Raw genomic sequence first — 25,471 nt, forward strand, 5'->3', positions numbered from 1 at the left:
GGATAGCTTGCCTACGCTCATAAATAACAGGTGCAAGCTGGTTTTCGATCAATGATCGGAGTGGCATTGGCTGCCTGGAAAGGTTGGCTTTGGCGGCCCGATCAAGCGCCCCATCGCGCCGAAAACACCCAGTTCCGTGATGGCCACCAACTCCCCCGACGTTTCGACCATCTCGGCAATCAGCGGCAAATCAATGCTGTGGGTCGCGCGAAAGATCGCGTCGATGAACAGTCGCTTGTCAGGCTGCTCGTCGATGTTGCGAATGTAGGCTCCATCGATTTTCAGGTACGCCAACCCCAATTGGGTCAGGTTGCCGATCTGGCTGAAGCGCCCGCCAAAGTGTTGCAGGCCCATTCGATAACCGCTGACAAGCAGGCTGTGACTCAAACGCTGCAATTCGTCGGGGGAGGGCAACTGGCTTTCGTCGATTTCCAGGGTCAGGAGCGGCGCCAGTTCCGGCAGGGAGTCGAGCAGGTCGAGGATAGTTCGCCATTGCACCGGGTCGCGCAGGGTGCTCCCGGACAGGCTCAGTGCCAAGGGCCTGCGGTCGGCCACCAGGTCGTCCAGCGTGGCCTCGAGCATTGCCATGTCGAACCGTGCCGACCAGCCGAGACGCTCGATCCACGGCAGGAAATGCCCGGCGGCTATCGCCTCGCCCTGTGGGTCGAGCAGGCGTGCGAGCACTTTGTGGTGCAGCACCTGACCGGGGTCGGCACATTGCACGACGGGCTGGAAGTACAACTGCATTTTACCTTCAGTCAGGGCATCGTCGATCCAGGTGCGCCAGTCGTGCTGGGTGTGATTCGGCGCGGTGTCACGATGGCTCAAATGCACCCAGGGTCGCTCCGGATGTTGCCGGGATTCAGTCAGTGCCTGATCCAGGCGCAGGAGTACGGTGCCGATTGACTCACAGGGGCGGTAGGCGACAACGCCCAGATGGGCGACGGGCATGCAATCACTGGCACCGGTCAGGCGCAGGTTCTCCAGGCTGGCGCTGACATCGGCGGCCAGGCGCGCGGCATTTTCAGCGTCCAGACCCGGTGTCAGCAGGCTGAATTCGCCACCACGATTGCGTGCCGCCAGCCAGGTGCGACGCTCGGGCAATTGAGCCAGGCGCTTGAGCAATTCGCCTACGGCACTGATCAGCGCGTCAGTTCGTTGGCCGCCCAGTCGCTGGTTGAGCCCGTTCAGGTCGTTGATCCGTAACATCAGCAAATGGCCATCGCGACTCTGTTCGCACTCGCGTAAATGGTCGGTCAGTTGCTCGTCGAGCAGGCGCCGGTTGGCCAGGCCGGTGAGGCTGTCCAGATAGGATTCGGCCCGCAGTTTTTCGCTGCGCGCAGCTTCTTCGCTGAACAGGGCCTTGAGCTTCTCGACCATCTGGTTCATGGCCAGCACCACCCGTTTCAGTTCCGGTGTCCGTGGCAGTTTCGACAGGCTTAGAAACTCGCGGTTACTGATGGCTTCAGCTTGTCGGACCATGCTGTCGAGGGGACGAAATTGCCGGCGCAGCATCCATCCGCCAATCACGGCGCTGAACAGCCCGCACAGCAGCAACCAGACCAGGCTGCCGAGGGTGCTGTCCCAGAGCTTGGCCAGGGCGAACTGCGGATTGCTCAGCACTTCGACCCGTGCCAGTTGTTCCCAGCCGCGCATGACCAAGGCGTCGCCACCTTCCGGGCGCAGGTTGACCAGATTGACGAACCAGTCAGGCACTGCGTCGATTTTCGTCGGTGCGCTGCGTTCCACCAGGGTTTGCTGATCCTTGAGCCTGATGACGCGGATGCTGCTGAAATAGCCGCTGTCGAAAATCGAACTGACCATCAGCTCCATCATTGCCGGGTCATCGACCTGTGCTGTCAGCGACAGCCCCAGCGCAGTGGCTGCGTCCTGGGCGTGGGCGCGCAGTTGACCGAGCGTTTGCTCGCGGGAGCTTTCCAGGCTGGCAAAAAAACTGCCGCTGAACGCCACCAGCAGGAACAGGCAGATGGCCAGGAACAACTGTTTACGCAGTGTCATACATCGCTCCTTGGCATGGCGGTCAGCCCTCGCCTATGTCGAACCCTTCGGCCTGCATTTTTTTCAGCACGTCCTGCCAGCGCGACAGCTTTTTCGAGTCGCTGCTGCGCTGGCCGCCGTTTTTGCCCGGCAGGTACAGGCCTTCGGCGTTGAAGGCGTACACCGGCAGCAAGTCTTTGCGTTGGGACGCGGGGCGGATATCGCCGATCAGGTTGTCCAGCACCAGTGGGTCGGCCGTGGGGGAGTTGTAGAACGTCAGCACCATGTGTGCCTGGTTCTGGTTCAGGGCCTTGACGTAGGTGATGCGCAGTTTTTCGCTGGGAATGCCGAGTCGGCGCAGGCTGAAATACTTCGCCAGCGCGTAGTCCTCGCAATCGGCGGCGCCCTTGATCAGGGCTTCAACGGGGGTGGCCCAGTAATCGGCCTGTTGCCAGATGCGTGTGTCGTCCTGGAAGTTCAACTGCTGATTGAAGAAGCGGTTCACCGCGTTGAGCTGCTCACGTTCGGGCGCGCCGCGTGCACTTTGCAGCATTTGATTCCACGCCTCGATCCGGTTTCGTGCCGGTCCCGGCGGGCCGTAGCGTTTTTCAACGGATTGCAGAATCTGCGCAAAATCCCAGTCGGCCCCGACCCCGTTGAGTAAGGTCAGTAGCAAACCAGCCAGCAGCAACCATTCGCCGAGCCGAAGTCGGAGCGCGGGCCATCCTGGACTACGCAGACTGCGGGCCATGTCTGGCTGCTCGAGTGTAGATGGGTGAAGTTTAGGTGGAGTTTTTACCGGGGCAGGGCAGGTCGTCGGACGGGACCCGCCACCAATAGCCGGGGGAGCTTCAGAAATTGCGCAGGGTTTTTTGCCTGAGGATGTAGATCGTCACGAGCACCGCACTGGTCAGCATGAACCCCCGTGCCCAGGGAAGCGGCACCAGATAGCAGGAGAACAGGATGCTCGCCCACATCAGGCCGATGGCGTAGACCTTGCCCTTGAGCGGGATGCCGTTGCCGTCGAGGTAGTCGCGGATCCATGGGCCAAGCCGTGGATGCTCAACCAGCCATTGATAGAAGCGCGGGGAACTGCGGGCGAAGCAGGCAGCCGCCAGTAGCAGGAAAGGGGTGGTGGGCAATACCGGCAGGAAAATCCCGATCACCCCCAGCGTCACGCTCAACCAGCCGATGGCCAGCAGCACGTAACGCAACATCAGGGGGCGGTTGCCTATGGGGTTGTCCATAGGCAGAACCTTAGTGGTGACGGGGTTTGAGAATCGCCGGTTTTTCGTCTGGAGCGTTGCACAGCAGGTACAGCGCAGTCAGGGCTTCCGGGATCTGCACGATCATGTCGTCCATCAGGTTGGCATCGGCGGCAATGTCGGAGAACTCCGGTTGCTCGTCGAACAGGCCCGAACCGACCATGATCGGCAGCAGCATTTCGCTGACTTCGTCTTCGGCGGTTTCGAACCAGGCTTCTTCGCGCAGGAACACGCCTTCCATGAAACCGATGCACCAGCCGCGCAGTTCGGAATCGTCCGGTTCGTCGCCCAGGTCCAGGTCGCACGGCAACTCGAACTCTTCGTCGGAGGCCAGTTGGCGGGCGATGTGGGCCTTGAGGCCGATCAGCGTGGCTTCGATCTCTTCGCGCTGGGCCTCGCTGCTGTAATGCGGCTCTTCGGCGAACAGTGCGTCGATCCATTCACGCTCGGGAACCGCTTCGGAACAGATCGACAGCGCGGTGAGGTAGCCGTGGGCGGCCACGTAGTCCAGCGCCTCGTCATGCAGTTCATCAGCGTCGAGGAAGACTTGCAGGCGGGTTAGTTGCTCAGCGAAGGACATTAAAGGACTACCTTGGGGAATGTTCGATGCGGGAATTCTAGGCCTTCTTGAGCGCTTGGGCCAGCCGCACGGTAAATGTGAGATTGAATTGAGTGTCTTATCAGCGGTGCCCTTTGCCGGACGGGGCTCGGGTATACTCGCGCGTTTTGTGATGCCCTGCTGGCGTCACGGCTGAAATGTGAAGCGACATGCAATGCGCACTTACGATTTGTCGGTGCAGCCTTGCGGGTTCTGAACCAGCCTTGCAGGGATGTTTCGGTGATTTTTGGAGTTTTTATGCTCGAACAGGCTCAACGCGTCCTCAAGGACATCTTCGGCTACGACAGTTTCCGTGGCCGCCAGGGTGCAATCATTGAGCGCGTGGCCAGTGGCGGCGATGCCCTGGTCCTGATGCCTACCGGTGGCGGCAAATCCCTGTGCTTCCAGGTCCCGGCACTGCTGCGCGAAGGCCTGGCGGTGGTGGTCTCGCCGCTGATCGCGCTGATGGACGATCAGGTCGCCACCCTCGAAGAGCTGGGCGTGGCCGCCGCCGCATTGAACTCCACCCTCAGCGCCGAGCAGCAGCGTGACCTCGCCGCCCGCATCCGCCGCGGTGAAGTGAAAATGCTCTACCTGGCACCGGAACGACTGGTCCAGCCGCGCATGCTGTCATTTCTGCAAGGGCTGAACATCGCTCTGTTCGCCATCGACGAAGCACACTGCGTGTCGCAATGGGGCCACGATTTCCGTCCGGAATACCTGCAACTGGGCCAATTGGCGGAAATGTTCCCCGATGTACCGCGCATCGCCCTGACCGCCACGGCCGACAAGCGCACCCGGGAAGAAATCGTCACCCGGCTGCACCTGCAAGATGCCGAGCGCTTCCTGTCGAGCTTCGACCGGCCGAACATCTTTTATCGCATCGTGCCCAAGGAACAGCCGCGCAAGCAGTTGCTGGCGTTCCTCGCCGAACGCCGTAGCGATGCGGGCATCGTGTATTGCCTGTCGCGCAAGAAAGTCGAGGAAGTCGCCACATTCCTCAGCGAGCAAGGCTTTCCGGCGCTGCCGTACCACGCCGGCCTGCCCAACGATCTGCGGGCCTACCATCAGAAACGCTTCCTCAATGAGGAAGGCCTGATCATGGTCGCGACGGTGGCCTTCGGCATGGGCATCGACAAGCCCAACGTGCGTTTTGTCGCGCACCTCGATTTGCCGAAATCCCTTGAGGCCTATTACCAGGAAACCGGTCGTGGCGGCCGTGACGGCCTGCCGGCAGACGCCTGGATGGCCTACGGCCTGCAAGACGTGGTGATGCTCAAGCAGATGCTGCAGAACTCCGAAGGCGACGAGCGTCACAAGCGCCTGGAGCAACACAAGCTCGATGCCATGCTCTCGCTCTGTGAAGAAACCCGCTGCCGCCGGCAAACGCTGCTGGCCTATTTCGACGAAGACATGCCCGAGCCTTGCGGTCATTGCGACAACTGCGTCGACGGTGTGCAGACCTGGGATGCCACCGAGCCTGCGCGTCAGGCGCTGTCGGCGATCTACCGCACCGGTCAGCGCTACGGCGTCGGACACCTGGTGGATGTGTTGCTGGGCAAGGACAACGAAAAAGTCCGCAGCTTCGGCCATCAACACCTCTCGGTGTATGGTGTCGGCAAGGCGATGGCGGAGGGCGAATGGCGTTCGCTGTTCCGTCAGCTGGTGGCCCGTGGTCTGGCCGACATCGACCTCGAAGGCTACGGCGGCTTGCGCCTGAGCGACAGTTGCCGGCCGCTGCTCAAGGGCGAGGTGACCCTGGAATTGCGCCGCGATCTCAAGGCGCAAACCGTGGCGAAAAGCAGCAAGAGCCAGGCAAGCCAACTGGTCCGCGGCGAAGAGCGCGAGCAATGGGAGGCCCTGCGTGCCCTGCGGCGCAAGCTTGCCGAAGAGCATGGCGTGCCGCCGTACGTCATCTTCCCCGACTCGACCTTGCTGGAAATGCTCCGCAGCCAGCCGACCTCGCTGGCGGAAATGGCCAGGGTCAGCGGCGTCGGTGCGCGCAAGCTGGAGCGTTATGGCGAGGCCTTCCTCGAGGTGCTCGGCGGCCAGGTCGATGCGCCGAAAGCGGTGGCCGACGTGCGTCACGAGCTGATCACTCTGGCGCGGGCGGGTATGACGCCGGTGCAGATTGCCGGTCAGTTGCAGTGCTCGGAAAAGAACGTCTACACCATGCTGGCCGAGGCGATCGGCAAGCAGCAGTTGTCGTTGGAACAGGCGCTGGATCTGCCTGAAGACCTGATGGGGGAGGTCCAGGACGCGTTCCTCGACGGCGAAGGCGAGTTGCCACCGGTTTCCGAGATCGCGGCGCTGTTCGCGGGCCGGGTACCGGAAGGGGTTTTGTACTGCGTTCGGGCTGCCTTACAGTCGGAATTCGAGATTTGAGACATCTGTAGTGCTGATGTAACGATTCAGTACAGATCAAGTCTTGCCTCAAGCCGAGGCTCATGCTTAGCTGACTAATAATTAGTTTTAATTTATTTCAGTCTGATCATGAGTGTTTTATGCCGTTAACCGATCAACACCGCTTTGGCATGCAATTGGCCCAGATGTCCCGCGGCTGGCGTGCCGAACTGGACCGCCGGCTGGCGGGCTTGGGCTTGTCCCAGGCACGCTGGCTGGTGCTGCTGCACCTGGCGCGTTTCGATGAAGCACCGACCCAGCGTGAGCTGGCACAAAGCGTTGGCGTCGAAGGCCCGACCCTGGCCCGTTTGCTCGACAGCCTGGAAAGCCAGGGGCTGGTCCAACGTCAGGCAGTACTGGAAGACCGCCGGGCGAAGAAAATCGTTCTCTGCGCACCGGCGCGCCCCTTGATCGAACAAATTGAAACCATTGCCACGCAACTGCGTCACGAACTGTTCGAAGGCGTCGATGAGGCGGACTTGAAGGTGTGCATGCGCGTTCACGGGCACATCCTGAGCAACCTGGAAAAATCCTGAGGCATAACCGGCTGCCAGGTTTTTGAGATAGCGCATTGGGCGAACTATAAGAACTACTCGGCAATATCGTGTTCGTAACGGATGTACGAACGCGTGCGGATGGTTTCTATAGATCTCAAGGATGCTCATGTTCAAGTGTTGGCGATTGGTTTTGCGCGGTGGTTCTCAGTGGTTGCTGGCCGGGGCCGCGGTCACTTACTCGGCATGGACACCTGCGCTGGGGCTGGGTGAAATCACCCTGCATTCGGCGCTGAATCAGCCGCTGCGCGCCGATATCGCACTGGTGGATGCGGCTGGCCTGGAGGAGAACGAGCTGTCGGTGAGTCTGGCAACGGCAGGCGAGTTCAGTCGTGCCGGGGTCGACCGGGTATTGTTCCTCGACAACCTGAGGTTCACCCCGATCCTGCGCGGTAGCCGCCACTTGATCCAGGTGACGTCCAGCAAGCCCGTCAGTGAGCCGTTCCTGAACTTCCTCGTGCAGCTCAATCGGCCCAACGGTCGGTTATTGCGTGAGTACACGGTACTGATCGATCCGCCAGGCTCGCCGGGCGTTGTTCCCGCCAGCGATGAACCGCTTCCCGGTTCCCCGGCGCCTGCATTCCCCAGTGTTCAACCGGCCGTACCGCGGTTACCCGTGACAAGCACGACATCAGAAACTGACGTCCCCGTGGCTGATCCAGCTGTTGAACAACTGGCCGCCAGCACCCTGCAAAACCATCAGATGCAAACCACTGTCGATGAGCTCAACGCGAAGCTTCAAGGCCAGGATGAGCTGATCGCCGGCCAGAAAAAACAGTTGGCGGAGCTGCAAACCCAGCTGGCGGAGCTCAGGAAGGTAAAGGCGCAACCAATGGCTTCTGATGCAGGGGCGCCAGCCTCCGCTATTGCTGAAACCCCCGGGGTTGGCTGGCTGCCGATTGCCGGCGTGTCAGCGCTGATGACGTTGCTGGCGCTGGGCTGGTTTGTTCGCCGCTGGCGCCAACAGCATCAGATCGCAATGTCAGAGGCTCTGTCGTCACCGCATGAACCGTTGGCTGAGCTCATTACCGAGCCAGTGATGTGGCCCCCTGTCATGCAACCGCCCACTGCGCATCGCGACGGGGGGCCAGCCAGTGATGGGCTTGAGCGGGTCGATAGCGCTCGCTCCATCCCGGTCGCCGCTGACGATGTATACCAACTCAACCTGGAGGATCTGTCCATGGCGTCGAGTTGGGAGGTGATCAGCCCAAACGAGAGCAAGCAGTCGGCTGCCCTGGCCATGATCGAGCCTGTGTTCGAGTTGGAGGCGCTACCTGTTCCGCCGACTCGGCAGCCACCGGCCGGGCTATCATAGCGGCGTCGTCAAACTCTGGAGTCAAGTCCCGTCATGAACACCGGCAAACCGGAAGTCGTCATCACCTATTGCACGCAATGCCAGTGGCTGTTGCGCGCGGCCTGGCTGGCCCAGGAATTGCTCAGCACCTTTGGTGATGACCTGGGCAAAGTCTCCCTGGTGCCAGGCACCGGCGGGGTCTTTCATATTTACTGTGACGCTGTGCAGATCTGGGAGCGCAAGGCGGACGGCGGCTTCCCTGAAGCCAAGGTGCTCAAGCAGCGGGTCCGCGACCAGATCGACCCCGACCGTGACCTGGGGCACAACGACCGCACTCAGTGAGACGCGGCCTCGGCGGTAACGGCTTTCCTGCTTGAGCTACTTGAGAACCTGCTGGATACCACGATCGCCACAATGATCAGCGCCCCCCCCAGCAACATGCGCAGGGTCGGGTTTTCGTTGAACAGCAGCCAGGCGACGGTGATGCCGTAGACCGGTTCCAGGGCGAACACCACGGCGGCAGTGCGTGCCTTGATCACCGCGAGGCTGGCGACGAACAGGCTGTGGGCGACACCGGTACAGAACACACCGAGCAGGCCGATCCACAGCCAGTCGATGGTGCGAACTTCGCTCAAATGAGGCGCCGCCACCGGCAGCAGGCACAGGGCAACCACCACGTTCTGACACAGCGCTGCCTGCACGGGCGGGACGCGCCCGGAGCTGGCACGGTTGGTCAGTGACAGCAGGGCGAACAGCAACCCGGAACCCACGGCCCACAGCAGGCCAGTGGTGGCTCCGCTGGCCAGATCAAAGTCAGGTGTGACCAGCACCAGCCCGACACTGACCAGCAGCACCAGCACAATTTCATTGGCGCGAATGCGCTCGCGGAAGATCAACCCTTCAAGGATCACGGTAAATGCCGGGAAGCTGGCAAAACCGAGCGTTGCAATCGCCACGCCTGCGACTTTCACCGCAATGAAGAAACTCACCCAGTGCCCGGCCAGCAACAAGCCGCTTAGCAGCAGTCGACGCCAGTCCACGACCTCGAGTTTCCGCCAGCGAGTCTGGCTGGCGAACCGTGCGAAAAACGCCAGCGCAAGGACAGCAAAAGCAGCCCGGCCGAAAACGATGATCGCCGGTGACGCGGCAGCCAGTTTGCCGAACACGCCGGTCAGGCCGAACATCAATGCGCCGATATGCAAGGCGCCAAGGGCAGTACGGGGAGTCATCGCGATCCTTAACGGCAAACGAACAGAGGCATCATTGAAGCGCGTCATCGCCCCTCAAGTCTGTCGGCAAACTAGCGTTTTTTGTCGCCAGCCTCGCGCCGCAGTTTCCCGGGCGATGCCCCGAACTCGCGCAGCACCGCGGCCGCGAAGGCACTCTGGGAGCTGTAGCCGACGCGGCTGGCAATCTCGCCGATGGGCAGTGCCGAGTTGCGCAGCAAACTCACCGCGATATGCAGGCGTCGGCTGCGGATGTAGTCCATCGGCGTCTGCCCGCATTCGGCCACGAAGCGTGCATGCAAACGGGCACTGGAAAGGCCGGCCACCCGGGCCAGGTCGGCCACCTGCAGGGGGTACGCCGCGTACTGATCGATGTGTGCATTCAGCGCGGCGTAGGGCAGGCGCCGACCGCCGATGGCGTCAGGCCTGCTGTTGTTGAGACTGGCCAGTAGCAGCACCGCGCCTTGTTGTGCGATCAGCGGATCATCGACCGGACTGTTCGCCAGCCAACTGACCAATTGGCTTTGCCCGGCGTCCAGGGGCAGGCGGCCGGCGTTGTCGAGCAAGCGCCGGCTGGACTCGGCGTGATCGCCCAACGACTGGGCAACCCATTGTTCGCCGGGTACATCCAGCACCAGGCAGCGGCTGCCATTGGCGCTGCCACAAGCGTGATGCGCTCCGGAGGGCACCACCACGAAACTCTGCTGGACCACCTGGCTACCATGGCCGTCGACCTCGAAATCCAGGGCGCCCGAAAGCCCGAACACCAATTGCGCGTGGTCGTGGCTGTGGACGATCAGGTCGTGGCTGTATTGGCGAAGCGTGAGGATCGGTCTCATCGCAGGTCTCCCGGTTCAGGGTGTCAGTCTACACCGAGCGGGCCTGCCAGCGCTGTCACAGGACTGACTTGACGCTGTCATGGACCATTAACCGGGCCGGGGCAGACTTGGCAAAACTTGCCAGAGGGTTGCCCATGACCAGCGCCGAGCTCGCCAAACCCACCCGTAAGCAACGCGTACGGACTTTATGGATTTCCGATGTGCATTTGGGCACCCGGGATTGTCAGGCTGAACACCTGTCGCAGTTTCTCAAGAGCTACCACGCGGACAAGATCTACCTGGTCGGCGACATCATCGACGGCTGGAAACTGCGCGGCGGCATGTATTGGCCGCAAGCGCATACCAACGTGATCCGTCGCCTGCTGACCATGAGCAAGCGCGGCACCGAGGTGATCTACGTCACCGGCAACCACGACGAGTTCCTGCGCCGCTATTCGAAGCTGATTCTGGGCAATATCCAGCTGGTGGACGAAGCCGTGCACGTCACCGCCGACGGCCGGCATCTGCTGGTGATTCACGGCGACCAGTTCGATGTGATCACCCGTTACCATCGCTGGCTGGCCTTTCTGGGGGACTCGGCCTACGAATTCACCCTGACCCTCAACCGCTGGCTCAATCATTGGCGCGCGCGATATGGCTACGGCTACTGGTCGCTGTCGGCCTACCTCAAGCATAAGGTGAAAACCGCGGTCAGCTTCATCAGTGACTTCGAAGAAGCCATCGCCCATGAATGCGTCAAGCGCGAGCTGCACGGCGTAGTGTGCGGGCACATTCACCATGCCGAGATACGCAAGGTCGGCGAGGTGGACTACCTCAATTGCGGCGACTGGGTGGAGTCGTGCACCGCGCTGATCGAGCACTGGGATGGTTCGATCGAGTTGTATCGCCTGGCGGACGCCCAAGCCCGTGAGGCGCAGTTGAAGGCGACCAGGGTTGCCGAGTTGGCCTGACAGGCATTCGGTGTTTGTACCGGCCTCTTCGCGAGCAAGCCCGCTCCCACAGATTTCGAGGTGTTCACAAAATCTGCTTCCACCAAAGCTCCCTGTGGGAGCGGGCTTGCCCGCGAATGGACCGCAAAGCGGTCCCGCTGGATCTGTCAGGCCGGAGCCCGCTCTTCCATCGCCGCCTTGTAAATCGAGTTCCTGGGGTGCGCAAACAACCGCTCCATCATCGGCTCGAAAAAGCTCAATGGCAGCGTGTCGTACGCCGGGTCAAACGCCGCCGCATCGTACCTGGCACAGAACTCGACGGTCGCCTGGTACTGCGGATGGTCCTGGAATTGTTCACGCAGATACCGATCCATGCCCAGGTGATGGAAGAAGTAGTAGCCCTGGAATATCCCGTGCTTTTCCACCATCCACAAGTTCTCGGCGCTGACGAACGGCTTGAGGATCGCCGCCGCGATGTCCGGGTGGTTGTAGGAACCCAGGGTGTCGCCGATGTCATGGAGCAGGGCGCAGACCACGTATTCTTCGTCGCGGCCATCGCGCCAGGCGCGGGTGGCGGTTTGCAGGGAATGGGTCAGGCGATCCACCGGGAACCCGCCAAAATCACCCTCCAGAAGCTTCAGGTGCGCCACGATCCTTGTCGGCAATTGTCGCGCGTAGGCACTGAAGTCAGCGGCGATGATCGCCCAGTCTTCCTGCGTGCCGTCCTTCATGTGGGTGAAGCGGGCATTGGCGTTCATAGGCAATTCTCTTGTGACTGATGTTATCTAGAACGGAACGCGTCCCAGAACCATGTCCCGATACATGACAAAATCGCCGAGCAGGCTATAGAAGGGGTGTTGGAACGTTGCCGGGCGGTTCTTCTCGAAGAAGAAATGCCCGACCCAGGCAAAGCTGTAACCCGCCACAGGCAGGGCCCACAACAGCATCCATATCCCGCGACCAATGGTCAGCGCCAGAATCAAGATAACCAGTGTCGTGCCGATAAAGTGTAGGCGGCGGCAGGTACTGTTGCTGTGCTCGCTGAGGTAGTAAGGGTAAAACTCGGCAAAGCTGTTGAAGTGTTTGATGTTTTCCACGACTGCGATCTCTGTGGCTATTGTTCTGGCAGCAAGTTGTTCTGCGGGTGGCATATTTGAGTCTAGAGTGATCAATGGCATCAGGCAGTGACAATAGGCGCCACTTTAATATCCTTCGGTCAATAGCCGTAGCATGCGGCTCACCATGTAAGAAAACGCCATGAGCGAACGAACGACTTCTGCAAGCTGGGCGATGGGGATTGTCAAAGCGCTGGAGATGGACGGCCTGGATTGCCGGGTTCTGTTCAAACAGCTGGGACTCGACTACGCGGCACTGGATGATCCGGACGCACGCTTTGCGCAGGATTCCATGACACGGCTGTGGCAACGCGCGGTCGATCTGTCCGGCAACCCGGCCATCGGCCTGAACATGGGCAAGGTGGTGCGACCGGCGCAGTTTCATGTGGCGGGTTACGCCTTGATGTCCAGCCAGACCCTGGGCGAAGGCTTTCAGCGACTGGTGCGCTATCAGCGAATCATCGCCGAAAGTGCCGACCTGAGTTTCAAGCTGCTGGAAGAAGGCTACGCGCTGATTCTGACGGTACATGGCGACCATCTGCCGCCGACCCGGCAAAGCGCCGAAGCTTCAATGGCCTGTGCCTTGGCACTGTGCGGCTGGTTGACCGGGCGTACATTGCATCCACGCAAAGTGTTGTTGCAAGGCGCCGAGCCGGTCGATCTGGAACCCTATAAACAAGCCTTCCATGCACCGCTGGTGTTCAATGCGCCATACGATGCGTTGATTTTCGAACGCGCGGACATGGAAGCGCCGCTGCCGACGGCCAACGAAGCCATGGCATTGCTGCATGACCGCTTTGCCGGCGAGTACCTGGCGCGCTTTTCCGAAAGCCGCGTGACCCACAAGGCGCGGCAGGTGTTGTGCCGCCTGTTGCCCCAGGGCGAGCCCAAGCGCGACACCGTGGCCCAGGCGCTGCACCTTTCCCAGCGCACCTTGCAGCGGCGCTTGCAGGAGGAGGGCACGAGTTTTCAGGCGTTGCTCGACGACACTCGGCGCGAACTGGCCGAGCAGTACCTGGCGCAACCGAGCATGACCTTGCTGGAAATTGCCTACTTGCTGGGGTTCGCCGATCCGAGCAACTTCTTCCGCGCTTTCCGCCGCTGGTTCGCTGCCACTCCCGGCGAGTACCGGATACGGCTGCTGCAAACATCTGAAGCGGTCAATGACGCCAGAATGCCGGAATGCACAGCACAAACACCGTAATGATCTCCAGTCGGCCCAGCAGCATGCCGAACGAGAGAATCCACTTGGCGGCATCCGGCAGGGTGGCGAAATTGCCCGCCGGGCCAATGGTCTCGCCGAGTCCCGGGCCGACACCGGACACGGTACTGGCCGCGCCGGTGAGGGCGGTCATCCAGTCCACGCCGAGCAGCGACAGCAGCAGCGCAATTACGCAGATGGTGATTGCAAAGAAGAACGAAAAGGTCAGGATCGAACGCACGATTTCTTCGTCGAGGCGGTGACCGTTGTATTTCTGCTTGATCACCGCCCGAGGGTGAATCAGCTGGTTAAGGTTGGCCTTGAGCAGGATGTAGGCCACCTGGAAGCGGAAAATCTTGATACCGCCCGCGGTCGAGCCGGAGCAACCGCCGACAAACCCCAGATAGAAGAACAGCATCAGCGAGAAATTGCCCCAAAGGCTGTAATCCCCGAGTGCAAAACCTGTCGTCGTCACGACCGACGTCACGTTCAGCGCCACATGCCGCAGTGCCTCCAGCCAATGCAGCTTGGTGGTCCACCAGTACCAGGTGCCGAGCACCAGCCAGGTCACCAGCAACATGCCGAGAAGACCCTGCACTTGCTCGTCCTTGATCAACGCCCGGTGGTTGCCGCGTAGCGTCGCCACGTAGAGGGTGAACGGCAGGCTGCCGAGAATCATGATGACGATCGCCACCCAGTGCACCGCCGGTTGCGTCCACTTGGCCAAAGACTGGTCAGACGTCGAGAAACCGCCGGTGGAAATCGCCGACATCGCATGGTTGATCGCATCGAATGGGCTCATTCCGGCCCACCAGAATGCCAGGCTGCCGAGAATGGTAATGCCGACGTAGGCCGCCACGATCAGGCGCGCCACCATGTGGGAGCGCGGCATGACCTTTTCCGAGCGATCCGAGGATTCAGTCTGGAACAGCCGCATGCCGCCGATGCGCAGCAACGGCAGAATCGCCACCGCCATGCCGATGAAGCCGATGCCGCCGATCCAGTGCAGCAACGAGCGCCACATCAGGATGCCGGGCGACATGTTGTCCAGGCCATTGAGCACGGTCGAACCGGTGGCGGTGATGCCGGACATGCTTTCAAAAAACGAGTCGGTGTAACTGATGTGCTGGGTCAGCAGGAACGGCAGCGCGGCGAAGATGCACACCACCAGCCAACTGCTGACGGTCAGCAGGTACATATCCCGGGGACGCAGGTGAATGTGTTCCGGGCGACCGGGAATCACCAGGGCCAAGCCGGCGACAAAGGTGATCATGCTGGCCCAGAGGAACGACGGCAGATCGCCGGTGTGGTCGAAAATGACCAGCGTGGCCATGGGGACGACCATGGAGATCGCCAGCGTGATCAGGAAGATGCCGATGATGAAACCAATGATCCGTAAGGTCGGCAACGCCATGAGGTCCGCTCGGCTGATAGGGGAAAGGGCGCCATTCTACCCGCGGGGCGGGGCATGTAAACCGGCACTGCTGCGGCAGTTGCAGCTAGAATAGCCGCACAAATTTTCCAGGAGGTGGCCGATGCAGGCTCTCGACGCTTTGCTCAACCGTGTTTCCGTTCCACGACTGATTGACCCGGCACCCACTGCCGAGCAGCGCGAAGTGCTGTTCGGCGCCGCCATGCGCGCGCCGGACCACGGTCATTTGCAGCCTTGGCGTTTCCTGACGGTGGAAGGCGCGGCGCGCGAGCAAATGGGTGAGTTGCTGGCCGAAGCGGCGAAGCTTTCGGACAGCGAAGTCAGCGAAGCGGCCATCGACAAGGCGCGCAATGGTCCGTTACGAGCACCGCTGGTGGTGGTGGTGATTGCGCGGTTGCAGGATCACGTCAAGTATCCGAAGTCCGAGCAGTTGCTGGCGGCGGGCTGTGCGGCCCACGGGATTTTGCTGGCGGCGTATGCACAGGGCATTGGAGCGGTGTGGCGTACCGGTGACCTGGCTTACTCGCCGCATGTGGCCAAGGGGTTGGGCCTGGCGGAGGGGGAAGAGGTGATTGCTTTCCTGTATCTGGGCACCCCGCAGAAAGAACCGCGCGTGGCCGAGAAAGTCGACCTGGCCGAGTTCGTCAGTGCCTGGCCAGGTAAAGCCTGAACACCCCGGGCAAGCCCGCTCCCACAGGTTTCAGGGTTGGACAACTGCGCCTGGGACGAGAGGCAATTCCAGGCTGGCAATGAACCCGCCCTCCGGGTGATTGGCCAGCACCAGGCTACCCCCATGTCGCTCCGCCGCGCGGCGGGCGATGGCCAGGCCCAGGCCGTGTCCGGCCGCTGTCTGCCCCGGTGCCCGATAGAACGGCTCACCGAGCTGGCTCAAATGTTCGGCACTGACCCCAGGCCCGTGGTCGCGCACAGTCACGACGATCCGCTCACCCTGGCGCAATGCCTGCATTTCGATCGGCAGGCCTCCCGCCGGATTGAAGCGCTGGGCATTGCGCAGCAAATTGTCGACGGCCCGCTCGATCATGGTCGGCCAGCCCTTCAGATTCAGTTGCGACTCGGCTTCGAGGTGGACAAGTTGCTCGGGTGAACCGAGTTGCGCATCCTTTTGCAGGGTATTGAGCAAGGCATTCAGATCCACCTCTTCCGCACTGGCGTTATCGGAGTCGACCCGGGCCAGTACCAGGATTTCGCTGATCAGCGCCTCCAGTCGGTCGCACTCGCGGGTCAGGCGCGGCCAGAGCTGTTCCCGTTCTTGCGGGGTGGCCCGTTCGGCCAGCGCCAGCGCGATACGCAGGCGGGCGAGGGGCGAACGCAGTTCGTGGGACACATCCCGCAGCAATTGCCGCTGACTGCCAATCAGGCTTTGCAGACGCGCGCCCATGCGGTTGAAGTCGTTGGCCAGCACGCCAAACTCGTCGCGACGGCTGGACAGTTTGACCAGGCTGTTCTGTTGATAAGCGGTCTGTCCAAGGTCATGCACCGCTCCGCGCAGGCGGCTGAGCGGGCGGGTGATGGAAAAGGTCACCAGCAGGCTGAACAGGGTCAGCACCACCAGGGCGATCCCCAGTGCGCTGAGTGGCCAGAGCAGGCTCTCGCGGTGCCAGGCGTCCAGTTCCGGGTGTGGGATGCGGTAGATGAACAGGTAGGTGTCGCCGGTTTTTTCGCTGGTGAACTCATCGGTCAGACGCCGCCATGGCAGGCGCCGGTCTTCATTGTTCTGTCGCGCCTCAAAGGCTGCCGCACGTTTCGGGAAGGTGCCGCGCACGACCGGGTCGCCGCTCTCGTTAAGCACCTGAACGTCGATGTGATACTGGCGTTTACGTTGCTGGAGAATGTCCTGGGCGGCGTCTTCGCCCTGACTTTCGTAAGTTTGCGTCCATTCTTCGGCCAGCGTGTTGAGGCCTGGGTGGCGGCTGAGAATCCATGCGTCCTGGTTGAGCATGTGCCCGAGCAGGATGGAAAGCCCTGCAACCAGAGCGATGGCCAGCCAGAAGCTGGCCAGGATACGCCAGAACAATGAACGCACGGAAAATCCTCAAACGAGCGCAACCCTTGTAGGAGCGGGCTTGCTCGCGAAGGCGATTTGTCAGTCAAGAACAATGGTGACTGATACTCCGCCTTCGCGAGCAAGCCCGCTCCCACATTGAATTGTGTGGTGTCAGACCCAACGGTGTTCAGCCGTCGGGTCCAGGGTCAGCGCATTATTGCGCTTTTTGCGGTTGTTGCGCTTTCCAGGCTTTGAACTCAGCCCACTCGGCGCGACGTTCAGCCTGTTTTTTCTGGATCTCGTCAAATTTCTTCTGTTGATCCGGTTTCAGCACGGCGCGCACGTCAGCTTCGGCTTTCTGGTGCTTGGCGGCCATTTCGTCTTTCATGGCTTTCTGGTCGGCTGGCGAGAGTTTCTCCAGGTACTTCTCGACCAGTTGCTTACGCTCGTGCATCTGCTCGCCCATGATCTTGCGGATCTGCTCGCGCTGTTCGCGGCTCAGGTCCAGTTGACTGTACGGGCCCTTGCCGTGCATGCCGTGCATCTGACCGCCGTGGTGCGAACCGTCCATCGGCCCATCCATCGGGCCTGTGCCTTCAGGCATGGCCATGGCGACGGTCGGCAGGGCAGCAGCGAACATCAGAGCGATAAGAGTCTTGCGCATGGTGTATCTCCTTGTCTCGTTCCCGGTACGTTCCGGATGAGTACAGATTACGCAGATCAAGGTCAGCGGCGGTCAGCGGAGCGTAAAGCTTGGGTAAAGATGAATTTGCGCCGACCTGACAAAACGTCCGGGTGACTGACTGTAGGAGCGAGCTCACTCGCGATGGGCTCACAGGCAGCGCTTTTTTCCAGATAGTATGCGTAATCGTTGAACTCCATCGCGAGCGAGCTCGCTCCTACAAGCTGTAGTAGTAACCACGGCTGCGCAGGGCCACGATGCGCGGGCGGCCATCGGGGTGTGGGCCGATCTTCTTGCGCAGGTTGCTGACGTGCATGTCCAGGCTGCGGTCGTACAGGGTCAGCTTGCGGCCGAGGGCGATCTGCGCCAGTTCCTGTTTGTCCAGGGGCTCGCCGGGTTGCTTGAGCAGGGCTTCCAGCAGGCGGCTTTCGGAAACGGTGAGGGTGAACTCCTGCTCGTCGATGCTGACCACCCCGCGTACCGGGCTGAAACACAGGTCACCCAGTTCCATCTGGCTGGACACCGCAGCCGGGTGACTACGACGCAAGACCGCGCGCAGGCGGGCGGTCAGTTCCCGTGGATCGCAGGGCTTGGCCAGGTAATCGTCGGCGCCCAGTTCCAGGCCGAGGATCCGGTCCAGGGGCTCGCCCCGTGCCGAAAGCATCAGTACCGGCAAATCCGGGTGATCGCTGCGCAACTGCTTGAGCAGTTCCAGCCCGCTGCCATCGGGCAACATCACATCCAGCACCACGGCTGCGGGGGCGGTTTCGGCCAGCGCGCGGCGTGCGCTCTGGCCGTCGTGACAGGCACGCACCTGAAACCCTTCCTGGCTCAGCCAACTGCTCAGGAGTTCACACAGCTCCTGGTCATCATCAATCAGTAACAGCTCGCTCATGACTCACTCAATTTAGCCATTGTCGACGTTTTCGACTTGCTCCACTGGCGAAGATACCGCAGAGCAGAGCCAATAGCGCTACCCCGGCGCCAACGACAAACCATTGTTGCTGCTCGGTCAGCAGGTGCGGCAGCGGACTGCTGGCCTGGGCTTCCTTGAGTTGCAGCTTCAAACGCTGGTTTTCCTGGCGCAACCGGGCCAGCAGCGGGCTTTCGCGTTCGCCATCGGCAGTTTGCAGTTGTTTGCTCAGTTCTTCCCGTTGCCGTTCGCTTTCTTTCAAGCGTTGCTGCAACTCGGTGATATGGCTGCCGGCGCTCAAGGAAAGCGGCGTCGAGTTTCCACCCTCGGCGTTTTCTTCACCGTGGGCGGGTGCCACGACCGACAACGTGACCAACATCAGACACAACGGACCCTTGCGCATCGCGACTCCTGATTCCAATACGAGTATTGGGCAGGTTGTCGGCCGGCAATCGAGAATAATGAGCGATTGAGAACGCGATGAACCGACAAGGTTCATCGCGTGGGGATGTTTTACGGCAGGACTTGTTTGAACGGCTTCACCAGAACGTTGGCGTAGACGCCCGCGGCGATGTACGGATCAGCGTCTGCCCAGGCCTGTGCTGCGCTCAGGGAGTCGAATTCGGCAACGATCAGGCTGCCGGTGAAACCCGCCGCGCCCGGATCATTGCTGTCGACGGCCGGGTGTGGGCCGGCCAATACGATGCGACCTTCGCCCTTGAGCGCTTGCAGGCGCTCGAGGTGCGCAGGCCGTGCGGCCAGGCGGGCTTCCAGGGAGTTGGCGACGTCTGTGGCAATGATTGCGTAAAGCATGTCAGTCCTCGGTTTTTGGCGTAGTGGTGTCGGCATCGTGCAGATGGCGGGACAGGTAGATGCCCTGGCCGACCAGGAACAGCAAAGTCATGCCCAGGCTGCCGAAGACCTTGAAGTCGACCCAGTAGCTCTGGAAGGTGAACGCGACAAACAGGTTGGCGGCGCCGCAAAACAGGAAGAAGGCGATCCAGGCGATGTTCAGGCGCGTCCAGACCGGCTCCGGCAAGGTCAGTGCGTGACCCATGATGCGCTTGATCAGCAGGCTGTCACCGACGAAGTGGCTGCCAATGAACGCCAGGGCGAACAGCCAGTTGACCACTGGAGCTTTCCACTTCAGGAACGTCTCGCTGTGGAACGCCAGGGTCAGGCTGCCGAAGACCAGGCAGGCGATCAGGGTCAGCCACTGGCTCTTCTCCAGCTTGCGCTGCTTGATGAACAGCGTGCCGTAGACCACCAGGGAGCTGACGATCAACATCGCGGTGGCGCTGTAAATACCGCCTACAGTGAACTCATGGCCGGCGATGTCGACGACCCGTGGATCGGTTTTGAAGACGATGAAAAACAGCAGGAGCGGGATGAAATCGATGAATTGTTTCACAGTGGCAGCCAGAAGCAGGATGTGGCGGCATAATAACAAACATATGGGCGCGCGATAGCGCCAGCTGATTTGAGGTTACAAAGCCCTGTGAATGTTGATTTGCACTGCCATAGCACGGCCTCCGATGGCGCCCTGGCGCCTGCGGTTCTGGTGGCGCGGGCGTTCGAGAAGGGCGTGCAAGTCCTGGCCTTGACCGATCACGACACCCTTGAAGGCCTCGACGAGGCCCGGCACGCGGCTACCGCACTGGGCATGCAACTGATCAATGGCGTCGAATTGTCCTGCACCTGGGGCGGCGCGACCATTCATGTCCTGGGCTACGGTTTTGACGTGAACGCCGTACCGTTGGTCGAGGCGATCGCCAAATTGCATGATGGCCGTTGGCTGCGCTCCGAGGAAATCAGCCGCAAACTGGCGTTGAAAGGCATGCCGGGGGCGCTGGAAGGCGCCCGCAAGATCCAGCAGGAGCTGGGCGACAGCGGTAACGCGCCGGCCCGCCCGCATTTCGCCGACTGGATGGTGCGTGAAGGTTTCGTCAAGGATCGCGCCGAGGCGTTCCGCAAATGGCTGGGCGCCGGCAAGCTGGGCGACGTCAAGCAGCACTGGCCGACCCTGGAGGAAACCGTCGAAACCCTGCGCGCGGCCAAGGCCTGGGTCAGCCTGGCGCACCCCTGGCACTACGAATTCACCCGAAGCAAGCGTCGTCGCCTGATTGCCGACTATATTCAAGCAGGGGGCCACGCCATCGAAGTGGTCAATGGTTACCAGCCTGCCGAGCAAGTGGGCAGCCTGGCCATTCTGGCCCGCGAATTCGGTCTGCTGGTCAGTGCCGGCAGTGATTTTCATGGCCCCGGAGGCTGGTCGGAAATCGGTGAATACCGGCCACTCCCGGAGGATCTGCCACCGCTATGGTGTCGATTCAAACATGACCCAGTTATTGCCGCCGTCTGAACAGGTAGAGAATGTGAGTCAATTTTTCCAGATTCATCCGGAAAACCCGCAAGCGCGCCTGATCAAACAGGCGGTCGAGATCATCCGCAAGGGCGGGGTGGTGATTTATCCCACAGACTCTTCCTACGCCATTGGTTGCCAGATCGGCGACAAAGTGGCTGTGGAGCGCGTGCGACGTCTGCGCGGGCTGGATGAAAAGCACAACTTCGCGCTGATTTGCTGCGACCTGTCGCAGCTGGGGCTGTTCGCCAAGATCGATACCGGCACTTTCCGCTTGCTCAAGGCCCACTTGCCGGGGCCGTACACGTTCATTCTCAACGCCACCCGCGAAGTACCGCGACTGTTGCTGCACCCGAAAAAGCGCACCATCGGCCTGCGGGTGCCAAGCCATCCGATTGCCCTGGCACTGCTGGAACAGCTCGGCGAGCCATTGATGAGCGTGAGTCTGATCATGCCCGGTGAAACCGACCCCATGTATGATCCCCATGAAATGCGCCAACTGCTCGAACACCAGGTCGATCTGATCATCGACGGTGGTTTCGGCGGGATCAAGGCGTCCACCGTGATCAACCTCGCCGACGGCGAGCCGGAAGTCATTCGCGTTGGTTGCGGCGACCCTGCGCCGTTCATGGTCGAGGCCTAGATGTCCGCAGTAGAACCCGTCGACAGTCAGGCCGGAGCCCAGCAGGAACTGCCCTTCGCCATGGTCTATGGCCAGGCGGTCATGGAAATGCCGCTGGACCTGTACATCCCGCCGGATGCCCTCGAGGTCTTCCTGGAGGCGTTCGAAGGCCCGCTCGACCTGCTGCTGTACCTGATCCGCAAACAGAACATCAATATCCTCGACATCCCGGTGGCGGAAATCACTCGCCAGTACATGGGCTATGTCGAGTTGATGCAGTCGGTGCGCCTCGAACTGGCCGCCGAGTACCTGGTGATGGCCGCGATGCTGGCCGAGATCAAGTCGCGGATGCTGTTGCCACGGGCCGAAACCGTCGAAGACGAAGAGGAAGACCCGCGCGCCGAGCTGATCCGTCGCTTGCAGGAGTACGAGCGTTTCAAGGCTGCCGCCGAAGGTATCGATGGCCTGAGTCGCGTCGGTCGTGATGTCGTCGTGCCCAAGCTAGACGCCCCGGAAGCCCGGGCACGCAAGCTGCTGCCGGACGTGCGCTTGTCCGAGTTGCTGTTGTCCATGGCCGAGGTGTTGCGCCGTGGCGACATGTTCGAAAGCCATCAGGTCAGCCGCGAGGTACTGTCGACCCGCGAACGCATGAGCGATGTGCTGGAACGCCTCAAGGGCGGCGGTTTCGTGCCGTTTGTCGAGCTGTTCACCGCCGAAGAAGGGCGCTTGGGCGTGGTGGTGACCTTTATGGCGATCCTTGAACTGGTCAAGGAATCCCTGGTCGAGCTGGTGCAAAATGAGCCATTTGCCGCGATCCACGTGCGAGCCCGAGCCGAATAACGAGTTGAATCATGAATCTGACTGAACCCCGCGAGCTGGCGCCATTGCTTGAAGCCTTTCTGTTGGCCTCGGGAAAGCCGCAATCTCTGGAAAGCCTGTTCGAACTCTTCGAAGAAGGCGAGCGCCCCGAGCCGCCGGTCTTCAAGAAGGCCCTGACGATTCTGGCGAAGTCCTGTGATGGCCGCGCTTTTGAACTGAAGGAAGTGGCTTCGGGTTATCGTCTGCAAATTCGCGAGAAGTTTGCGCCGTGGGTCGGGCGTCTGTGGGAAGAGCGCCCGCAGCGCTACTCCCGTGCCATGCTGGAAACCATGGCCCTGATCGCCTATCGCCAGCCGATCACCCGGGGCGAAATCGAAGACGTGCGGGGCGTGGCGGTCAACAGCAATATCGTCAAGACCCTGATGGAACGCGAGTGGATCCGCATCGTCGGCCACCGTGACGTACCCGGCAAACCGGCGATGTTTGCCACCACCAAGGCATTCCTCGATCACTTCAACCTGAAAAACCTCGACGACCTGCCGCCGCTGGCGGAACTGCGCGAGCTGGAGCCGGATCCGGTGCTCGATTTCGACGACGCCCCCGTACCCGCCGGTCTGCAAGAGTTGGCCGACGCCAGCGCCGAGCCGGAAGAACCGAAGGAAGAAACCAGTTTCCACACGCTGTTGCTGGAGCTGGACAGCATGGAGGAGGGGCTCAAGACCGACTTCGACGACTTGCTGCGTGATGGCGCCGAGTTCCCCACCGATTTGGCACCGGAGACGAATGAACCGGAATCCGACGTTGTGCAGATCGAGCCGGAGCCTGAAGTCGAGCCGCAGCCTGAAGTAGAGCCGGAGCCGGAGCCGGAGCCGGAAGACGACATCCTCGGCGTTGCCGAAGCCCGGGAAAAACTCCTGGCCGCCGTGGCAGCCCTCGAACAGCCGAAACCCGAGCCGCAGCTGTCGGACGAAGAGGCCGAAGCCCAGGCCCTGGCGGAAGCCATCGAAGCAGAACGGCGCCAATTCGAGGATTGATGCGATTCTTGAGTATTGTGGAAATCCATTGTGGGAGCGGGCTTGCTCGCGAATGCGGTGGGTCAGCCAATAAATATGCCGACTGACACGCCCTCTTCGCGGGCAAGCCCGCTCCCACAGGGATTGCTGTCTGCAGAAAGTGAATGTCACCGGCCGGCGGAAAAACAAATAACCTTGCTTTGATCAGCTAGTCTCTGATGCGCAAACGCCCTCATGCGCGTATGATTCGCGACCCTTCGGCGATCCCTTCGCCAAAGTACCCAGTTTTCAGACCACACCGGGAGGTGCCCAGATGAGTATCAAAGACCAGCAAGACGACCAGCCAATCGGCCCAGCAGGCGAAAAACTGCAGAAAGTCCTCGCCCGTATCGGCGTCGGCTCGCGCCGTGACGTGGAAGCCTGGATCAGCCATGGCCGGATCAAGGTCAACGGCAAAGACGCCACCCTTGGCCAGCGCGTCGACATGCACGACGCCATCACCATCGATGGCAAGGTGATCAAGCGCGAAGAGGCCGCCGAATCGGTCCGCCGCGTGATCATGTACAACAAGCCCGACGGTGAGATCTGCACCCGTGTCGACCCGGAAGGCCGCCCAACCGTGTTCGACAAGCTGCCGCGTCCGAAAGAGGGCCGCTGGATCAACATCGGCCGTCTCGACATCAACACCACCGGTTTGCTGATGTTCACCACCGACGGTGAGTTGGCCAACCGCCTGATGCACCCGTCCTACGAGATGGATCGCGAGTACGCCGTGCGTGTACGCGGTGAAGTCGATGACGAGATGATCGAGCGCCTGAAGGCCGGTGTTGTCCTCGAAGACGGTCCGGCGCGTTTCACCGACATCCAGCAGGCACCGGGCGGCGAAGGTTTCAACCACTGGTACCACTGCGTGGTGATGGAAGGTCGTAACCGCGAAGTACGTCGCCTGTGGGAATCCCAGGGCCTGGTGGTCAGCCGTCTGAAGCGCGTGCGTTTCGGTCCGGTGTTCCTCAACTCTGACCTGCCGATGGGCCGCTGGCGCGAAATGAGCCAGTACGAAGTCGACGTCCTCAGCGCGGAAGTCGGCCTGACCCCGGTGGCCATGCCGCAACTGAACGCCAAGAGCAAGGACAAGCTCGACCGGATGCAACGCAAGTCGTCGCGGCCGATGGCCAGGACCGAACGTGTACGCACCCTGCGTCCAGCGAATGGTGGACCTGCAGCCCCGCGTGAAAACCGCGAGCCGCAGATCGAAGGCGAGCGTCCAGGGCGCAAGCCTGCGGCGCGTCAGGACGGCGAACGCGGTCCACGCACGCCACGTCCGGCCAATGGCCGTACTGAGCGTGGTGAAGGTCGTGGTACGCCGGTAGCCGATCGTCCGGTCGACACCAAGCGCCCGGCCAAGCCTGCGCCGAAGCGTCCGGGGATCAAGCTGGTCGACGGTGACACGCCATCGGGCAAGCGCCGTGGCGCACCGGCCGGTTCCGGCCAGCGTCCGGGCTTTGGTCGGCGTAAGCCGGAGTGAGGCAGCGGTAAGCTGCAAGTGAAAAACGCCAACCTTCGGGTTGGCGTTTTTTTTCGTCTGGCTTTATGTCTGTGTCGTTTTTGAGGCCGCCTTCGCGAGCAAGTCGCAGCACCGCAATGTCCGAAGTGGAAAGCCAGAATTACGCGTTGTAAAGAAAACATGACGAAATCCACAGATTAACCCCGTGGATTCGCCACTCTCTGGATTCCGTAAGAAAGCGCTTACACATCGGCGCCTTCCTTCCTCCTTCCCTCCGTCTAGCCCGCTTGTTTCACCGCTCCATGCAGGGTGTTATGCGCGCCATGCCTGTCGTGCAGGTGCATAACAAAAAGGAGGCGCAATGAACGCCGCAATCCGTTTCCATCTCTCTGCGAGAGGCGGTATTCCTGCCTTTCCCGTCGATGATCCGCAAGGGTCTGACCCATTTTTTGCAGCCGCCCGAACCTCTCGGGGCGGACACAGGCAATCCCGGCCATAGACGCGCTTGTCCAGCGGGTCTGGCAGCAGGGGGTTACAGGTGTACAATGCGCCGCGTTTTACCTGTGACCTCCTGCGCATCAGCGCAAACCTCAAGGCTATCCGCCTTGTTCACTCCGCCGCGTCACGAGCGTGTCGGGTTCGATTTCGTCGCAGATAAAAACAAACAGGTGACGCATGACCGTTGTAAATACGCTGA

General features: G+C 61.2%; 27 protein-coding genes. 12 read left to right on the plus strand and 15 right to left on the minus strand.

What is annotated here, in order from left to right; translation table 11 throughout:
• Nucleotides 1-48: 48 nt before the first annotated feature.
• The 4 genes from lapD to AC06G5_RS07285 form a co-directional block, all read right to left on the minus strand.
• Complete coding sequence (gene lapD / locus AC06G5_RS07270) at nt 49-2,019, minus strand: cyclic di-GMP receptor LapD (protein ID WP_480459204.1); 1,971 nt, start codon at nt 2,017-2,019, stop codon at nt 49-51.
• Nucleotides 2,020-2,041: 22 nt separating this feature from the next.
• On the minus strand, nt 2,042-2,749 hold the full coding sequence (gene lapG / locus AC06G5_RS07275) for a cysteine protease LapG (RefSeq protein ID WP_413427302.1): 708 nt from the start codon (nt 2,747-2,749) through the stop codon (nt 2,042-2,044).
• Between the two features lie 100 nt (nt 2,750-2,849).
• Entirely contained in the window at nt 2,850-3,245 is a 396-nt protein-coding gene (locus AC06G5_RS07280; RefSeq protein WP_413427303.1) for a YbaN family protein, read from the minus strand.
• Nucleotides 3,246-3,255: 10 nt separating this feature from the next.
• The gene (locus AC06G5_RS07285; protein ID WP_008023664.1) at nt 3,256-3,843 is read right to left on the minus strand and encodes a UPF0149 family protein; all 588 of its coding nucleotides are present in this window, start codon (nt 3,841-3,843) and stop codon (nt 3,256-3,258) included.
• 276 nt (nt 3,844-4,119) lie between these two features.
• Between AC06G5_RS07285 and recQ the strand changes: the two genes are divergently transcribed.
• From recQ to AC06G5_RS07305, 4 genes are all read left to right on the plus strand, one after another.
• A complete protein-coding gene (gene recQ / locus AC06G5_RS07290; protein ID WP_413427304.1) occupies nt 4,120-6,246 on the plus strand; it encodes a DNA helicase RecQ in 2,127 nt (708 codons plus the stop codon).
• 119 nt (nt 6,247-6,365) lie between these two features.
• Nucleotides 6,366-6,800 (plus strand): MarR family transcriptional regulator, encoded by a 435-nt coding sequence (locus AC06G5_RS07295; protein WP_413705452.1) that lies wholly within the window; start codon nt 6,366-6,368, stop codon nt 6,798-6,800.
• Between the two features lie 127 nt (nt 6,801-6,927).
• Nucleotides 6,928-8,133 (plus strand): type IV pilus assembly protein FimV, encoded by a 1,206-nt coding sequence (locus tag AC06G5_RS07300; protein WP_413427306.1) that lies wholly within the window; start codon nt 6,928-6,930, stop codon nt 8,131-8,133.
• Between the two features lie 33 nt (nt 8,134-8,166).
• Nucleotides 8,167-8,454, plus strand: a complete 288-nt coding sequence (locus tag AC06G5_RS07305; RefSeq protein ID WP_085719083.1) for an Rdx family protein — start codon at nt 8,167-8,169, stop codon at nt 8,452-8,454.
• Here the strand turns inward: AC06G5_RS07305 and AC06G5_RS07310 are convergent.
• Both AC06G5_RS07310 and AC06G5_RS07315 read right to left on the minus strand, forming a co-directional pair.
• Nucleotides 8,448-9,341: a DMT family transporter gene (locus AC06G5_RS07310; RefSeq protein ID WP_413427307.1), complete on the minus strand. Its 894-nt coding sequence runs from the start codon at nt 9,339-9,341 to the stop codon at nt 8,448-8,450. The two genes, AC06G5_RS07305 and AC06G5_RS07310, sit on opposite strands and share 7 nt — an antisense overlap.
• 71 nt (nt 9,342-9,412) lie before the next feature.
• Nucleotides 9,413-10,177, minus strand: a complete 765-nt coding sequence (locus AC06G5_RS07315) for a helix-turn-helix transcriptional regulator (protein ID WP_057398306.1) — start codon at nt 10,175-10,177, stop codon at nt 9,413-9,415.
• A 134-nt stretch (nt 10,178-10,311) separates the two neighbouring features.
• Here AC06G5_RS07315 and AC06G5_RS07320 point away from each other — a divergent pair, with 134 nt between their 5' ends.
• Nucleotides 10,312-11,127 (plus strand): UDP-2,3-diacylglucosamine diphosphatase, encoded by an 816-nt coding sequence (locus AC06G5_RS07320; protein ID WP_413427308.1) that lies wholly within the window; start codon nt 10,312-10,314, stop codon nt 11,125-11,127.
• A gap of 146 nt (nt 11,128-11,273) precedes the next feature.
• Here AC06G5_RS07320 and AC06G5_RS07325 read toward each other — a convergent pair whose 3' ends face one another.
• Together AC06G5_RS07325 and AC06G5_RS07330 are read right to left on the minus strand one after the other, a co-directional pair.
• Complete coding sequence (locus AC06G5_RS07325; RefSeq protein ID WP_480459205.1) at nt 11,274-11,864, minus strand: HD domain-containing protein; 591 nt, start codon at nt 11,862-11,864, stop codon at nt 11,274-11,276.
• A 27-nt stretch (nt 11,865-11,891) separates the two neighbouring features.
• Nucleotides 11,892-12,203: an Mpo1-like protein gene (locus tag AC06G5_RS07330; protein WP_413427310.1), complete on the minus strand. Its 312-nt coding sequence runs from the start codon at nt 12,201-12,203 to the stop codon at nt 11,892-11,894.
• A gap of 160 nt (nt 12,204-12,363) precedes the next feature.
• On the opposite strand from AC06G5_RS07330, the gene AC06G5_RS07335 reads away from it, so the two are divergent.
• On the plus strand, nt 12,364-13,425 hold the full coding sequence (locus AC06G5_RS07335) for an AraC family transcriptional regulator (RefSeq protein ID WP_413427311.1): 1,062 nt from the start codon (nt 12,364-12,366) through the stop codon (nt 13,423-13,425).
• Here AC06G5_RS07335 and AC06G5_RS07340 read toward each other — a convergent pair.
• On the minus strand, nt 13,382-14,836 hold the full coding sequence (locus AC06G5_RS07340) for a TrkH family potassium uptake protein (protein ID WP_480459206.1): 1,455 nt from the start codon (nt 14,834-14,836) through the stop codon (nt 13,382-13,384). The genes AC06G5_RS07335 and AC06G5_RS07340 overlap by 44 nt on opposite strands.
• 121 nt (nt 14,837-14,957) lie before the next feature.
• On the opposite strand from AC06G5_RS07340, the gene AC06G5_RS07345 reads away from it, so the two are divergent.
• Nucleotides 14,958-15,524, plus strand: a complete 567-nt coding sequence (locus AC06G5_RS07345; RefSeq protein ID WP_413427313.1) for an NAD(P)H nitroreductase — start codon at nt 14,958-14,960, stop codon at nt 15,522-15,524.
• A 30-nt stretch (nt 15,525-15,554) separates the two neighbouring features.
• Here AC06G5_RS07345 and AC06G5_RS07350 read toward each other — a convergent pair whose 3' ends face one another.
• The 6 genes from AC06G5_RS07350 to AC06G5_RS07375 form a co-directional block, all read right to left on the minus strand.
• Complete coding sequence (locus tag AC06G5_RS07350) at nt 15,555-16,898, minus strand: sensor histidine kinase (protein ID WP_413705451.1); 1,344 nt, start codon at nt 16,896-16,898, stop codon at nt 15,555-15,557.
• Between the two features lie 175 nt (nt 16,899-17,073).
• Nucleotides 17,074-17,523, minus strand: coding sequence for a Spy/CpxP family protein refolding chaperone (locus tag AC06G5_RS07355; RefSeq protein WP_480459207.1), 450 nt, complete (start codon nt 17,521-17,523; stop codon nt 17,074-17,076).
• 235 nt (nt 17,524-17,758) lie between these two features.
• Nucleotides 17,759-18,436 (minus strand): response regulator transcription factor, encoded by a 678-nt coding sequence (locus tag AC06G5_RS07360; RefSeq protein ID WP_007984138.1) that lies wholly within the window; start codon nt 18,434-18,436, stop codon nt 17,759-17,761.
• A gap of 7 nt (nt 18,437-18,443) precedes the next feature.
• Nucleotides 18,444-18,857 carry an SH3 domain-containing protein gene (locus tag AC06G5_RS07365; protein ID WP_413427316.1) on the minus strand — a complete coding sequence of 138 codons (414 nt, stop codon included), beginning with the start codon at nt 18,855-18,857 and terminating at the stop codon, nt 18,444-18,446.
• A gap of 110 nt (nt 18,858-18,967) precedes the next feature.
• The gene (locus AC06G5_RS07370; protein WP_008021382.1) at nt 18,968-19,267 is read right to left on the minus strand and encodes a YciI family protein; all 300 of its coding nucleotides are present in this window, start codon (nt 19,265-19,267) and stop codon (nt 18,968-18,970) included.
• A gap of 1 nt (nt 19,268) precedes the next feature.
• The gene (locus tag AC06G5_RS07375; RefSeq protein ID WP_413427317.1) at nt 19,269-19,865 is read right to left on the minus strand and encodes a septation protein A; all 597 of its coding nucleotides are present in this window, start codon (nt 19,863-19,865) and stop codon (nt 19,269-19,271) included.
• An 87-nt stretch (nt 19,866-19,952) separates the two neighbouring features.
• On the opposite strand from AC06G5_RS07375, the gene AC06G5_RS07380 reads away from it, so the two are divergent.
• The 5 genes from AC06G5_RS07380 to rluB all read left to right on the plus strand — a co-directional run bounded on the left by AC06G5_RS07380 (nt 19,953) and on the right by rluB (nt 24,795).
• On the plus strand, nt 19,953-20,816 hold the full coding sequence (locus AC06G5_RS07380; protein ID WP_413427318.1) for a PHP domain-containing protein: 864 nt from the start codon (nt 19,953-19,955) through the stop codon (nt 20,814-20,816).
• 13 nt (nt 20,817-20,829) lie between these two features.
• On the plus strand, nt 20,830-21,459 hold the full coding sequence (locus tag AC06G5_RS07385) for an L-threonylcarbamoyladenylate synthase (protein WP_033047950.1): 630 nt from the start codon (nt 20,830-20,832) through the stop codon (nt 21,457-21,459).
• Nucleotides 21,460-21,519: 60 nt separating this feature from the next.
• Entirely contained in the window at nt 21,520-22,278 is a 759-nt protein-coding gene (locus tag AC06G5_RS07390; protein WP_480459864.1) for a segregation and condensation protein A, read from the plus strand.
• Nucleotides 22,279-22,289: 11 nt separating this feature from the next.
• Nucleotides 22,290-23,291, plus strand: a complete 1,002-nt coding sequence (scpB, locus tag AC06G5_RS07395; protein ID WP_480459208.1) for an SMC-Scp complex subunit ScpB — start codon at nt 22,290-22,292, stop codon at nt 23,289-23,291.
• A 292-nt stretch (nt 23,292-23,583) separates the two neighbouring features.
• Nucleotides 23,584-24,795, plus strand: a complete 1,212-nt coding sequence (gene rluB, locus AC06G5_RS07400) for a 23S rRNA pseudouridine(2605) synthase RluB (protein ID WP_413427320.1) — start codon at nt 23,584-23,586, stop codon at nt 24,793-24,795.
• Nucleotides 24,796-25,471: the final 676 nt, after the last annotated feature.

This window comes from Pseudomonas sp. WT-JTC, assembly GCF_056711565.1.

Excerpts from the sequence above, each read along its gene's own strand:
- lapD (WP_480459204.1), bottom strand. The coding sequence starts at position 2,019 with ATGACACTGCGTAAACAGTTGTTCCTGGCCATCTGCCTGTTCCTGCTG.
- lapG (WP_413427302.1), bottom strand. The coding sequence starts at position 2,749 with ATGGCCCGCAGTCTGCGTAGTCCAGGATGGCCCGCGCTCCGACTTCGG.
- AC06G5_RS07280 (WP_413427303.1), bottom strand. The coding sequence starts at position 3,245 with ATGGACAACCCCATAGGCAACCGCCCCCTGATGTTGCGTTACGTGCTG.
- AC06G5_RS07285 (WP_008023664.1), bottom strand. The coding sequence starts at position 3,843 with ATGTCCTTCGCTGAGCAACTAACCCGCCTGCAAGTCTTCCTCGACGCT.
- recQ (WP_413427304.1), top strand. The coding sequence starts at position 4,120 with ATGCTCGAACAGGCTCAACGCGTCCTCAAGGACATCTTCGGCTACGAC.
- AC06G5_RS07295 (WP_413705452.1), top strand. The coding sequence starts at position 6,366 with ATGCCGTTAACCGATCAACACCGCTTTGGCATGCAATTGGCCCAGATG.
- AC06G5_RS07300 (WP_413427306.1), top strand. The coding sequence starts at position 6,928 with ATGTTCAAGTGTTGGCGATTGGTTTTGCGCGGTGGTTCTCAGTGGTTG.
- AC06G5_RS07305 (WP_085719083.1), top strand. The coding sequence starts at position 8,167 with ATGAACACCGGCAAACCGGAAGTCGTCATCACCTATTGCACGCAATGC.
- AC06G5_RS07310 (WP_413427307.1), bottom strand. The coding sequence starts at position 9,341 with ATGACTCCCCGTACTGCCCTTGGCGCCTTGCATATCGGCGCATTGATG.
- AC06G5_RS07315 (WP_057398306.1), bottom strand. The coding sequence starts at position 10,177 with ATGAGACCGATCCTCACGCTTCGCCAATACAGCCACGACCTGATCGTC.
- AC06G5_RS07320 (WP_413427308.1), top strand. The coding sequence starts at position 10,312 with ATGACCAGCGCCGAGCTCGCCAAACCCACCCGTAAGCAACGCGTACGG.
- AC06G5_RS07325 (WP_480459205.1), bottom strand. The coding sequence starts at position 11,864 with ATGAACGCCAATGCCCGCTTCACCCACATGAAGGACGGCACGCAGGAA.
- AC06G5_RS07335 (WP_413427311.1), top strand. The coding sequence starts at position 12,364 with ATGAGCGAACGAACGACTTCTGCAAGCTGGGCGATGGGGATTGTCAAA.
- AC06G5_RS07340 (WP_480459206.1), bottom strand. The coding sequence starts at position 14,836 with ATGGCGTTGCCGACCTTACGGATCATTGGTTTCATCATCGGCATCTTC.
- AC06G5_RS07345 (WP_413427313.1), top strand. The coding sequence starts at position 14,958 with ATGCAGGCTCTCGACGCTTTGCTCAACCGTGTTTCCGTTCCACGACTG.
- AC06G5_RS07355 (WP_480459207.1), bottom strand. The coding sequence starts at position 17,523 with ATGCGCAAGACTCTTATCGCTCTGATGTTCGCTGCTGCCCTGCCGACC.
- AC06G5_RS07360 (WP_007984138.1), bottom strand. The coding sequence starts at position 18,436 with ATGAGCGAGCTGTTACTGATTGATGATGACCAGGAGCTGTGTGAACTC.
- AC06G5_RS07365 (WP_413427316.1), bottom strand. The coding sequence starts at position 18,857 with ATGCGCAAGGGTCCGTTGTGTCTGATGTTGGTCACGTTGTCGGTCGTG.
- AC06G5_RS07370 (WP_008021382.1), bottom strand. The coding sequence starts at position 19,267 with ATGCTTTACGCAATCATTGCCACAGACGTCGCCAACTCCCTGGAAGCC.
- AC06G5_RS07390 (WP_480459864.1), top strand. The coding sequence starts at position 21,520 with ATGGTCTATGGCCAGGCGGTCATGGAAATGCCGCTGGACCTGTACATC.
- scpB (WP_480459208.1), top strand. The coding sequence starts at position 22,290 with ATGAATCTGACTGAACCCCGCGAGCTGGCGCCATTGCTTGAAGCCTTT.
- rluB (WP_413427320.1), top strand. The coding sequence starts at position 23,584 with ATGAGTATCAAAGACCAGCAAGACGACCAGCCAATCGGCCCAGCAGGC.